The 12,055-nt window shown below is 71.2% G+C and carries 9 protein-coding genes; 3 read left to right on the forward strand and 6 right to left on the reverse strand.

The features are described from left to right. The first annotated feature begins 310 nt into the window (after window positions 1–310). Genes K4G22_RS18045 through K4G22_RS18055 form a run of 3 tightly spaced genes read left to right on the forward strand, consistent with a single transcriptional unit; the run spans window position 311 to window position 3,445 of the window. Window positions 311–1,195: a DUF2637 domain-containing protein gene (locus K4G22_RS18045; protein ID WP_228081323.1), complete on the forward strand. Its 885-nt coding sequence runs from the start codon at window positions 311–313 to the stop codon at window positions 1,193–1,195. Continuing rightward, the gene (gene mobC, locus K4G22_RS18050; protein WP_228081324.1) at window positions 1,188–1,808 is read left to right on the forward strand and encodes a plasmid mobilization relaxosome protein MobC; all 621 of its coding nucleotides are present in this window, start codon (window positions 1,188–1,190) and stop codon (window positions 1,806–1,808) included. The genes K4G22_RS18045 and mobC overlap by 8 nt, the downstream gene beginning before the upstream one ends. Then, window positions 1,805–3,445, forward strand: a complete 1,641-nt coding sequence (locus K4G22_RS18055; protein WP_228081325.1) for a relaxase/mobilization nuclease domain-containing protein — start codon at window positions 1,805–1,807, stop codon at window positions 3,443–3,445. The genes mobC and K4G22_RS18055 overlap by 4 nt, the downstream gene beginning before the upstream one ends. Before the next feature lie 20 nt (window positions 3,446–3,465). Here the strand turns inward: K4G22_RS18055 and K4G22_RS18060 are convergent, their stop codons facing one another. From K4G22_RS18060 to K4G22_RS18085, 6 genes are all read right to left on the reverse strand, one after another. After that, complete coding sequence (locus K4G22_RS18060; protein WP_228081326.1) at window positions 3,466–4,575, reverse strand: hypothetical protein; 1,110 nt, start codon at window positions 4,573–4,575, stop codon at window positions 3,466–3,468. Window positions 4,576–4,643: 68 nt separating this feature from the next. Beyond that, window positions 4,644–6,725, reverse strand: a complete 2,082-nt coding sequence (gene fxlM, locus K4G22_RS18065; protein WP_228081327.1) for a methyltransferase, FxLD system — start codon at window positions 6,723–6,725, stop codon at window positions 4,644–4,646. 24 nt (window positions 6,726–6,749) lie between these two features. Continuing rightward, window positions 6,750–8,012: a lanthionine synthetase C family protein gene (locus K4G22_RS18070; protein ID WP_228081328.1), complete on the reverse strand. Its 1,263-nt coding sequence runs from the start codon at window positions 8,010–8,012 to the stop codon at window positions 6,750–6,752. After that, complete coding sequence (locus K4G22_RS18075) at window positions 8,009–11,080, reverse strand: lantibiotic dehydratase (RefSeq protein ID WP_228081329.1); 3,072 nt, start codon at window positions 11,078–11,080, stop codon at window positions 8,009–8,011. Before K4G22_RS18075 ends, K4G22_RS18070 begins: the two co-directional genes overlap by 4 nt. Before the next feature lie 87 nt (window positions 11,081–11,167). Continuing rightward, window positions 11,168–11,347, reverse strand: coding sequence for an FxLD family lanthipeptide (locus K4G22_RS18080; RefSeq protein ID WP_228081330.1), 180 nt, complete (start codon window positions 11,345–11,347; stop codon window positions 11,168–11,170). Between the two features lie 189 nt (window positions 11,348–11,536). Next, window positions 11,537–11,983, reverse strand: a complete 447-nt coding sequence (locus tag K4G22_RS18085) for an ATP-binding protein (RefSeq protein ID WP_228081331.1) — start codon at window positions 11,981–11,983, stop codon at window positions 11,537–11,539. Window positions 11,984–12,055: the final 72 nt, after the last annotated feature.

A 12,055-nucleotide genomic window follows, 5' to 3' on the forward strand; every position in this document is an offset into this window, starting at 1 on the left:
GACCACGACCACCATGGTGGCTCGCTGGGACGCCGCCCGTATCCGTCTTATGCCGTCCCTGGCGTCCCCGCCGTATCGCCGCAGGTCGCAGCCCTACGGCGGGGGACGGAAGACGGCCCCGATCCGTCCCCGGCCGCCGCACCGATTATTTGGACCGTCCCTGTTGCCGTCCCCGTCCTGACCTGCGCCTGCAACGGCTGGGACGGCAGAGACGGACCACGCACCAGGTAGGAGTACCCCACTTGACCACCTTCGCTAGCCTCTCCGCCGCTGTCGCCTCCAGGACCAACGCTGCCAGGAGTGGCGGCCGATGACGGAGCAGACCGCTGAGCGCTACACGCTCGTCGCTGCGGCAACCGTCATCGTGGCGCTCACCGCCGGCGCGTTCTGGCTCTCGTACGCGCATCTCGCCGAGGTGGCCGGACAACACGGCCTCGAACACTCCCCGGTCCGCCAGTGGGCCTGGCCGGCGACCCTGGACGCGTTCATCGTCGCCGGCGAGCTGCTCATGCTCCGCGCCGGCCTGCGGCGGGTGACCGACGGATGGGCCATCGCCCTCACGGCCACCGGCTCGATCGGCTCCATCGCGCTCAACGTGGCAGGAGTCAGCAGCACGGGCAACGCCGACGCGGTGCCGCTGCTCGACTACGTGGTCGCCGCGGTCCCCCCGACCGCCGCGCTGCTTGCCTTCGGGGTTCTGATGCGGCAGATCCACCAACTCGTCGCCGAACCCACCTCGGCCACCGACTGCCACAACTGCGTCGGCCACCGCCACAACGACACGGATGGCGCTCAGCCCGCAGCCCTCGACGGAGACGATCAGGGGCAGTCGGAGTTGCCCGTGCGTCACGTGGCACGAGCCGGCGGCCACCTGCCGAAGCAGAGGCAGCCCTCTGCGCAGTCGGCATCCCAGAAGCCCCGCACGGTCTCCGACGAACTCCTCGCCCTCGCCCGTACCGCTCCATTGGGGCGCGGAGGCCGTGCCTCGCGCCGCCACATCGAGGCGGCCATCCGAGCCAAGGAACTCCCCATCAGCAGGGCCGACGCGGAAACGCTCAAGGACATCCTGCAAGCCGAACTGGACGCGAACGCCCTCCGACCGTCGGCCCGCTCCGGCCAGGCCAGCCCCGCCGGCCGTCAGACCGAGGTCACCCCGCATCACGAACGCGCCACCGGAGAACCGCCCCATGCCTGATGCCCACCACGAACTTCCCGCTGCCCAGGAGGAGACACCCGCGCCCACCGAGCCAGCAAGGTATCCCGCTGGACCGTCCAAGGACGGCAGCGACAGGGAACCCTCCGCCCCAGGGGTGGCGGAGGGACCCGGGCACCAGGGGGTGCCCGAGCAGGAGCCGCTCGTCCGCGCCGCCGAGGTCGCCGCACTGCACCGGGTCGCCCGACGTCGCCGTCGCGACCCGAACGGCCAGCGCAAGCAACGCGTCGATGCCCGCTACAGCGTTGACGAGAAGGCCGACATCCTCCGTAAGGCCCGAGCGCTCAACATCGCCGGAGCCCACTACGTCGGAGCCGTCGTCATGGCCCACGTCCACGGTGACCTCACCTTGCCAGGCCAACGCACCGAGATCGACGACTACATCGACGAGCTGACTGCCCTCCGTGGCGAAGTCACGAGGATCGGCCACAACATCAACCAGATCGCCAGGAAGCTCAACGCAGGTGGTCAACCGCACCACGGGGACTCCGAACTCCTGGCCCAGGTCGAGAACACCCTGACCATGGTTGGCGCCACAGTCAGCCACATCGCCGCCGCCACCAACCAGGCCGTCGCCAAGAGGCCGCCCCGGTGATCGCGAAGATCAGCGGTGGCAAGGACACGGGCGGACTGATCCGCTACCTGTTCGACACGAAGAAGGCCAAGGACCACACCGACCCGCACCTCGTCGCCTCCTGGGACGGCTACGCTCCCGATCCCGGCCGCACGGACGATGCCGACACCACACGCAAGCTGCTCATGGCCGACCTCGACCTGTACGTGAAGCAGGCTCGGCGGCTCGGCTCCGCCCCTGAGAAGCACGTCTGGCACTGCTCGATCCGTGCGTCTCCTCAGGACCGAATCCTCAGCGACGAAGAGTGGGCGGACATCGCCCGCCGCGTCGTCGCCGCTACCGGAATCGCGCCTGACGGCGACCGGGACGGCTGCCGGTGGGTCGCCGTACGCCACGCTCCCGATCACATCCATATCGCCGCCACCAAGGTCCGGCGAGATCTCCGCACCGCCCGACACTGGAACGACTACCTCAACGCCGACCGCGAACTCGCCGCCATCGAGGAGGAACACGACCTGCGCCGCGTCGTGCGCGGGGACCGCACCGCCGCGAAGCGGCCTACCCGTGCCGAGCAGGAAAAGGCCCACCGTGCCGGACAGAAGACGACCGCTCGCGAACACCTGCGAACCACCGTCCGTACCGTGGTAGCGGCGGCCTCCAGCATCGAGGAGTTCGTCCACCTGCTGAGCCACCTCGACGATGTGCTCGTGGACGTCGTGTACTTCCCCTCCGGCGACGTACGGGGCTACAAGGTGGCCAGCCAGGACTCCACCACCGCCGACGAACAACCGGTGTGGTTCTCCGGCTCCGCACTCGCCCCAGACCTGTCCTTCCCCAAGATCCGGGCGCGCCTGGAGAACATCGCCCCGAAGCCCACCGCCCAGCCGGGCCAGCACGAGACCGACCCGTGGCACCGGGCCGCCGCCACGATGGAACGCATCCCGCACCACCTCCACCAGGCCGATGACGAAGCCGCTCAGGGCCACATCGCCGCCTTCGGTGAGACGCTCGACCTGCTTCCCCTCCTTGCTCCCAAGGCCCTCCAGCCCCAACTCCGCGAAGCGGCGATCGCCTTCGAGCGAGCCACCCGCTCCCGCGTCCACGCACGGCACCACCACGGCCGCGCCCTCCGCGCAGCCGTACGGACGATGCTCCGCGAGCCGGCCTCCGGGGACGGAGCCGGGCTGGCGATGCTCCTCGACGTCGCGATCCTCCTCGTCGTCGCCGCAGCCCGCTGGCACCAGCTCCGCCGCCACGACCAGCAAGTCGCCGCCGCCCACCGGACCCTGGTCCACCTCCAGGCGGCCTACGACCAAGCCGCGGCCTCACCCCTGGCGGCCCTTGCGCAGCGCCGGCCGTCCCCGCTGACCGTGGACAGGACCACGCGCCATCTACGTCAAGCCTTGCCCGCGCACATGGAACAGGTGCTCCGGGACCCGGCCTTCGACGCGCTTACCGCCGCCCTCGCCGAAGCCGAGGCCGTGGGCCACAACGTGGACCAACTTCTCCACCGGGCCGTTGATCAGCGCGCCCTGGATGACGCCCGCCACCCGGCACGTGTGCTGATCTGGCGTGTACGGAGGCTCAGCGCAGCGCGGATGCAGAACGGTCCGGCGGCCTTTCCTGCCGCACAACCATCGAACGCTCGTCGGCGCTGACCACTGTCCCCTGGGGGCCATCAGGCGTCGGAAGAACGTGCCAGGCTCCCCCGGATCACAAGATCGCTGGCGTTCAGGGCCGCCGTCAGGTCCCCTCGCAGCTCATCCGAGAGGACCCCTGAGCCGAGGGAGCAGGCACGAACCAGCGCACGGCAGTCCGCTGCCTGCACTTCTGCGGCGAGCGCGGTGAACAGTGGGTGCGCCAGAGTCTCGCGTGCCGCGTAACCGTCCTGGGCCTCCACCGTCCTGCGGTGCAGGTCCGCGACAACGCGGCGTGCGACGGGCGAGGCGGCGGAGTCGATCAGGTCGAGGACCGTGAGGCCGAGTCGGATGGTGAAGACGGTGATCCCGGGTTCGGCCTGCCGCTCAAGAAAGGCGGCTACCAGCTCGTCCAGTTCCCGGTCGACCACCTGCCCGGCGGCGCGGCGGCACAGGACCGTCAGGCAGGCTGTGAGGTCCTGCTCCCATTGGTCGCCGGGCAGCGTGTCGGCGAGGAGAGCAGCCGCCGCTTCCGTTTCGCCCGCGACGAGTGCCGCAAGTACGGCGACCTGACGTCCGTCGAGCATCCGTTGCCCCACTCCGTGGTGAGCCTCGATGTGCGCCAGGGCCTCGTTCCATCGGCCCTCGGTGGTGAGGCTGCGGGTGCCGTCGGCAAGGAGCACGCGCCACAACCACGCCCGGACCTCCTGGCGTTCCTCGTCGGTCGCGGCGAGATCCGCCGGGACCGCGATGCCTTCGAAGCTGGCAGCTCTGCCCGCTTCGACCGCCGCATAGAGGGCAAGCAGGCGTCGATGGCCCTCATCCGCGCGGCCAGCTCGGATCTGAAGGCGGGCGAGGTTGACGACAGGTTCGAGACCACGGATCGCGCTCATGCCCGGCAGGGGGCAGGCGTGTAGGTAGGCGGCAGCGTGCTGGTGGCACATCTCGCGCGCCACGTCAGGAAGGCCGAGGTCGGAGGCGACGAGCGCCGCCTGGTTGTAGACGGCCGAGGCAAGCCCCTGGTCGCCCTGCCGTGCCGCGCTGTCGGCGAGTTCGACAAGGCTCCGCACACGTTCCCGCAAGGGCAGGCACGCGGGGCGGAAGCGGGCGACGAGCGGGAAGCGCCGAGCTATGCGGCCGTGCGGGGCCATGGATTCCCCCGGGGTGCGAGTGCGGGCTTGCTGCGGCGACGGTGCCCGCCGCCGCAGCTGAGGGGGAGTCACTGCCAGTCGACGACGATCCGGTTCAGAGGGGTGTCGAGGGCGAAGAGGCCGGGGCGTTGTTCGATCGCCGGGGCGTCCAGGGCCTGGATCTCGAATGCGGCCTCTCGGCTGCGGAACTCCCGGTCCCAGGTGCGGATGGCGTCGGCCACCCTCGCGGCCAACGCGTCGCTGCCGGGGCCGTGACCGATGACGCCGAACTCCCATAGCTTGTCGCCCTCGGGCGTCCTCCTCTCCGACGGACGCCTGGCCAGGTAGGTCAGGGCGCCCTTGTCGACGGCGGCGGTCGAGGAGGGATAGGGGTCTTCGGTGAGCAGGCCACCCTTGGCGGTCGGCGGGAACAGCATCCGGATCAGACCGGAAGGAAGGGAACAGGTGACGAACAGCTCCATCCACTCCGGCGACTCCATGGCGCGGACCGTCATCCCGGTCCACTCCTCAACGCGCGGCTGGTCCAGGACTCCGGCAAGAGCGTCAGCGTCCAGGCTGAGCCCGGCGGGAGCATGGAGCCGGACGGTGCCGTCGTCGCTGAGCGGGACAACGCGGCGGTCGTCGTCGGCGATGCCGCGCCGGAGTGGCATAAAGGTGTTCATCTCGCTGCCGAGGGAGAGCCAGCGGCCGTCGCGCGGCTCGTAGGCGATGGAGCGGCACACCGTGCCCTTGAGTCGCTGGGGAACGAGCAGCCGGCCGCCGGGCGCGAGTTGTTCCAACCAGGCGTGCGGCACGCCGTGGGCGCCCACCGTGGCGATGATCCGGTCGTATGGCGCCCCTTCGGCGTAGCCGAGGGCGCCGTCGCGGGTCACGGCCGTGACGTTGGTGATCCCGGCGGCGGCGAGGTGTTCTCGGGCGCCTTCCACCAGGTCATCGTCGACGTCGAGGGTGGTCACCCGCCCGCCCGCGCCGACCAGATGGGCGAGCAGACCGGCGTTGTAGCCGGTGCCGGCGCCGAGTTCGAGGATGTGCTTGCCGGGCTGTGCGTCGAGCTGGTCCAGCATGAGGGCGACGACGCCCGGCTGGGAGGCGCAGGAGATGGAGGTGCCGTCGGTGTCGTACTTGATGTGCACCGGCGCGTTGGCGTACGCGTCTTCGAGCGAGGCGTCAGGCACGAAGAGGTGGCGGGGCACGCTCCGCAACGCGTCCTCGACGGCGGGAGTGCGGGCGTGTCCGTCCGCCCGGAGCTGGTCGACCAGGGCGTTGCGGAGGCGCTCGGCGTCCGCCGTGGGTGTGGCGATCGTGTCGGTGTTCACCGGGCCGACGCTAGCGGCGCTGGATGTCGCCTCGGTGCGCGACGCGGTGGGCTCACTCGTTCCCATGACTACCTCTCGTGCGGTGTTGAACAGGGTGCTCTGGTCGTCCCGGAGGAGACCAGCGCGGTTGGCGTGGAAGATCAGATGGTGGGCGAGGACGGCGCGCAGGCCCCGGGTGAGCACGCCTCCACTGGCGAGGTCGGCGAGCGTGGCCCCGGTGCTTTCGAAGGCGGTCACCCATTCGGCGTGGCCATGGAGCGGACCATCCGGTCGGCAGAGGCTGCAGGCGTCGGCGGACATGAGCTTCCGCACGGCCGGGACCAGTTCGGCCCGGCGCTCGGGCGGTAGGGGATGGGTGGCCGGCCGAAGGGCGGCAGCCTTGGCCCACACGTCGCCCTGCTCGAACCAGTCGAGCCCGGCGCCGCGCATCATGGCGCTCGCCAGCAGGACGACGGTCTCCCGTCGGCCCAGGCGTTCCGGCCCTGGCTGATAGGTGAGCAGATGGCGGGAGTCGTGGTGGAACAGCGCGTGGGCCACGTCCATGCCGTCCGGGCCGCCGAACGCCGCGACCTCGGGCTCGTAGACCTGAGGCCGGCAGGACACGGCCGAGCCGTCGCGGACGAGATCACCCAGCAGCACTTCGATCATGGGCGAGGGCTTGCCGGCGCGGTAACGCAGCGGCCAGGGCTGCTTGTTCATGAACCACCACCCGGTGAGCTGCCCCTCCGCCTCGGCGTCTATCAGGGAGGGACCGATCCGTCCGACGACGGCGCGCCGGGCGGTCTCGCGGTCGCGAAAGGTGATGTTGTGCTGCTGCCAGCGATCGGGAGGCATGGGCGTCCTTCGGTTGGTGGTGGATCAGGCGATGAGCAGGCAGGCGTCCCAGGCCGACCCGGGTGGTGTGGCGGTGGCGGGCGCGAGCAGCGCCAGGGCTATGCCGGCCGCGCCGCCGAGGAACCCGGGGTCCTGCTTCTTGTCTTGAACGAGCACGCCGGCCATGAGCTCGGGGTCCGTGCCCGGTGGGGTGGCCGCAGCCAAGGGGACTCGCAACGCGGCGCGGAGCCGGCCAACCGTCGTGGAGTGTGCGTCTTCAGCGACCCGAGCGGCGACATGGGCGAGGCCGGCGAAACCGTGACACAGGCCGCTGTCGGTCATGGCCCTCAGTTGGTCGGGATCGGCGAGGGCGGCCACGAGCGCGTTCTCCGCGTCGATCTGGCGGTTCGTTTCGCCGAGGGCGAGAGCCGCGAGTTGTTGGGCGCGGGCGAGGCCGGCGGTGCCGTAGCACCAGGAAGGCCGCCGAGGCTGGTACGGGAGAAGGCGACCGTTGCGCAGTTCTTCCCGGGTGACCCAGTACGGCCAGGCCGGTGCGCCGCCTGAGTTTCCCCGCCAGCGGTCCAGCCAGGCCAGGATGGTGCGCAGCGCCGCATGGTGGCCGTCGACGAGGGTTCCGTTCCGGGCAGCGAGTGCGAGGAGCGCCAGCACGCCGCCGATGCCGTGCGCCATGCCGGTGTTGGCGTGCCCGCCGGGAAAACGGTCGTCCGGCCTGCCGGAAGGACCCGTCCGCGTCCACCAGCCCGGCAGGCGTTCCCCGTCGTGAGTGATCGGCTCGGTGAGGCGCACGCAGTAGTCGAGAACGGCACGTGCGGTCGGACCACCGGGGTCCCGGCGCAGAAGGTGGGCGCCGTATCCGGTCAGTCCCCGGATGGCGTCGAACTCGGCGAGTTGTGGCAGGCGTCCGGCGTCGATGCGACGGTGCGCGATGTCGAGATGGTGCCTGACGTCCACGACGATCTGCCGGTCCATCGTGTCCAGGGCGCGTCGGTAGGAGCCGGGAAGGTGATCGGCGGCGCAGACCAGGGCATGGGCGAAGGCGGGCATCCCGTAGAAGGGATGGCTGTGCGGGCCGCTGGTGAGCGGTTGGTCGGAGGCCGCAGCGAGCCAGTCGTGGGCGCGCTGCCACGGCGCCACACCGCGCACGGCTCGTTCGATGTGCAGGAGTGCGATGCCGGGCGGGCCGTAGGCGAGGTGCTGCCGGTGTTCCCGGCGGGCCGGAACCGTACTGGGGCCGGCGAGCTGGTGAGCAACGGCGTCGACCAAGGCGAACGCGGGATGGGCGGTCACGTCGGCCTCCCGGTGGTGCGTGCGGTCCAGGCCAGCGCGGCGGCACGCGCGAGGTAGCGGCACACCTCTTCCTCGGGGAAGTTCACCGCGACGTGGCGGACGAAGTGGACGTGCAGCAGGGAGGTGAGGACATCATCGAGCGCGATGCCCTCGGTGTCCGGGCCGGGAAGGTGTGTCCGGTATGCGGCGAGCGCCACGTCCCGCCCGGCCCACCCCGACACGACGACGCTTCCGCCCGGCACATCGCGGAGCGCCGCCCAGTCGTCCGACGGGTTGGCGAGCCGTACGGCTTCGGCGAACTCCGCCCGCGCAACGCGCACGGGAGCCGCCGGCGGGATGTGGTCGATCAGCCATCGCGTTCCGGCCTCGACACCACCGAGGAACGCGGAGGCGATGGCGACGGTATGGGCAGCCACCAGCGCGCGCTGGCCGAGACGTCGCGGCTCGGCGAGCTGGGCCAGGACAGCGCGCGAGTCCGCCCGGAACACCTCCTCGGCCGCCTCCCAGGCGTCGCCGGAACCCCAACGGCCCATCTCGCGATAGGAGGTGAGGTAGCGCAGATCGGCCAGCAGGCCGGCGCCACGTAGCCCGTCGGCCCAGGCGCTCACCGTTCGGGCCGTGTCGGCGAAGGCTCCCGGCTCGCGGAGACTGATGCGAACGCGGAGATGCTGAGCCGGGTCTCGGAAGCGGATGAACCACCATGGCGGGTCACCGAGTTGTTCGAGAAGACGGGGAACGTGCCGGGCGAGCAGCGCGTCCTGCCGCCGAGGATCGCCGTAGAGGGCGGCCAGAAGTACCGAGGAGCCGGCGGGAGTCTGCACCTGAGCTGCGGAGAGGTTCCGCGCCGAGGTGGGGGCAGGCAGCCGCGGCCATGCCGGCGGGCGTGTCGCCCTGAGCGGCACCACGACCTCGTGGGCTCGCCCGCCGCACCAACCGTAAGCCTCCGGCTCCGGAGCTTCGACGAGCACGGCGAGTCCCGAACGGTTGAGGTGCTGGCGCAGCAGCGTCCGGTGGCCCGCCTCGTCCAGGTCGAGGAACAGACGCCGGTCGCCCTCGACGAGGTGGACGCGGCGGGGCAGCCGCCGCCGAGCCTGCACGTCGCTGAGCGCCGCTTCCCACTCCGACCGCAGGCAGTCACGGTCCGGCAACTCGGCTGCCTCCAGCCGCCAGCGCGCCGGAGACAGCACCGTCCGCCCATGCCGCAGGCGCGGAAGGTAGGGCATCGCCGCGGCGGCGCCCCAGTCGAACACGGTGACCTGCGCGCACTGAGCCCGAGACAGCTCGCTGAGGAAGCGCGCCAACGGTGGGGTGTGCGTGTGCGGGTTCAGCGCGTTCATCCCGATGGCTTCGACGCGGTGGCCTCGCTCCGGGGCGGCCAGGTACATGCGGCGGCCGTCGCACCCCACCGCCAAGTCATCCGGAGTGAGGACCGCGTCTTCCGGGGCGCGGTGCTCCTGGAGGCTGATCACGGTTGGCAGGACCTGCGGGGCGCGGGTGACATGTGCGGTCTCGGCGTTCAGTGGGGGGAAGGACAGCTGCGCGGGCACGGTGCCACCATCCGCGACCGGGAGGTCCGACAGCTCCGCAGCCAACGCCTCTCGGTCGTCCGGAGCCAGCATGCCGAGGAACCGGCCCGTGGACACGCCAACACCGCGAGAAACACTCACCACCTCCAACCGAAACCGCCCCTGCCGCAAGGCGTCCAGGCTGGCCGCGTGCACCCGGACCCCGACCTCCAAGTGGGGCGGCAGCCGAGGCTCGTCGGGGCCGACGTCCAGGGCCGCGATCACCTCGTCGGTGAGGACCACCTCGTCCCGTCCGTCGAGGGCGGCGGCCTGCGCCAAGCGCACGAGGACGTCATCCCGCGCGGAGATCCGGGGGCGCCGCGCGCCGGCCGGAGTCCCCGGGTAGCCGTCGGGATAGCCGGTACCGCTGTCCGCCACGACTTCGGCGAGCGGCACCAGCGTGCCGATCCCGTACCGCTCGTAGAACCGCTGGTGGTACTCGTTCCACGCGGCGGTCCCGTAAGGCCGAGCGCTCACTCGGGTCAGGACAAGGGCGGCGCGCTCGATCTCCCTGGCCACCTCGTCCGGCACGACGATCCGCGCGTCCACCCGCAGGTCCAGTGCCAAGGGATGACGGCGCAGACCGGGAACGAGGTCCCGCATCCGCTCCGCTGCCCGTTCCCGACCGCCGGGCGAGCCGCACGTGTCCAGGGCCTCCCGGACACCGTGCAGTTCGGCGACCTGGACCACGTCTCCCGCGCTCACCGCGTCGAGTTGCCCGAGCAGATATCCGAGCGCATCGGTCTCGGTGCTCGGCGCGTGCAGGCTGGTGATCAACACCCGCCTTCGAATCAGCTCTCGTAGCAGCCCCCTCGCCCTCTCCGGCCCGGCCTCGGGGAACTCCGCCCGGAGTGCGTCCCGCAGCGCACCAAACCGGATCGGTGCGTGAGCAGCGGCGAGGACCGCACGCACCGGTTGGGTCAGGGCCAGCGACGCCTCGACAGCACGAGGCCGGTCGTCCTGGGCATCGGACTGGAAGGGGACGATGAGCCGGTCGTCACGGCTGGTCACGGCGCTGTTGACGACAACGGGCAGGCGTTCCAGAAGCTCCGGACACGACTCCAGCCGCTCGACCACGGCAGCCAACCACTCGGCCCCCGCACGGGCGACGACCACGTGCTCCTCGCCCCAGTCCGCACGCGCCCGCGGACCGAACTTCGCGGTCGCCACGCCGGCGAACAGGCCGAAGGGCGTTGGCCGATGCTGGGCCCGCAACAGGTAGCGGGCCACGGACAGGGCCGCACGCCGGACATCCCGCTGGGGAGGACGCTCGGTCATACACAGGGTGTGGACCCGGTCTGCCAGCACCGGGCTGGAGTGCCGCAGCGCCTCCGCCAAGTCCCGGTCCGCCCAGACCGCGCGCAGCCACGTCGCTTGAGCGGACACCGCGCCGGGTGAACGTTCGTCGAGGTCGGGGCATGGCGGCACCGGTTGCGAAGGCCGGGCCACAGCGCGCACGAGGGCGGTGGCGCCGGCTCGGAACGGTGCGGGCGGAGCAGCCATCAATGACCTCCGTAGGTGACGGGACGGGCAGCCGGTGCCGCCGCGTTCGGACGCGGCGGCACCAGACCCGCAGGAACGCGGTACCGGTCAGGCGACGTTGGTGGTGCAGGCGCCGCAGGTGGACCCGCAGTTGTCGTCGGTCAGGTTGACGAGGCCAGCCGGGTCGGAAATCTCGACGAGAGAAACGTCCAGGTCGAAACCGTCCGACACCGCCGGGTCCTGCGGGCGCACCTCGCTGCTGCTGGGAACTGCGGTGATGAGAGACATGCCAAACTCCTCGTTGTTGTGCCGTTGTTGTTGGGCGGTCACGCCCACCAGGTGCCGCCCGGGGCCCTTGCTCCGTGGACGACTCCTGGCCGCCCGACGCGGGGGCGCCGCACAGGAAGTCCTCGCGGCTCTCCGCCCCGCGCCGGGAAGATCTGGCGCCAGCTGCTGGCGGTGCCGTGGCCGGGGCGCTCACTCGGCCCCCTCGGTGCGCAGTTCCGCCCAGACCTCTTTGCCCCACGGGCACCTCTCCGTGCCCCTGATCTCGCAGCCCCAGCCGTCGGCGACGGCTTCGATGAGGAACAGCCCTCGCCCCGACTCGTCGCTCTCGCCTGCGCAGCCGAGCTCCGGTAGACGCGACGGCTCCTCGTCCACGACTCCGACACGCACCCGCGTCGCGCTCGGTCGTCCGAGGACCACATGTATCTCGACGCACGAGGTGTGCCGGGCGGCGTTCGCGATCAGCTCCGTGACGACCAGCGCTGCTTGGTCAGCGAGGTCGTCCAGGTGCCACACCCCGAGTACGCCTCGGACGAGCTCGCGGCCGATCTCGGCGGTGGACGGTTCGCAGGGGAGGGTCTGGCTGTACGTGGGGTGGCCGACGGAGACGGCCTCAGTTGGCGTTCTCAGACTCGTCATGGGGATGGAGCCTTCGTGTGGTCTCGGCGCTCGGCCCACCCCGATGCGGAACTTCAGGGCCGGGCCGAGCCG

The organism is Streptomyces profundus (assembly GCF_020740535.1).
GTDB classification, from domain to species: domain Bacteria; phylum Actinomycetota; class Actinomycetes; order Streptomycetales; family Streptomycetaceae; genus Streptomyces; species Streptomyces profundus.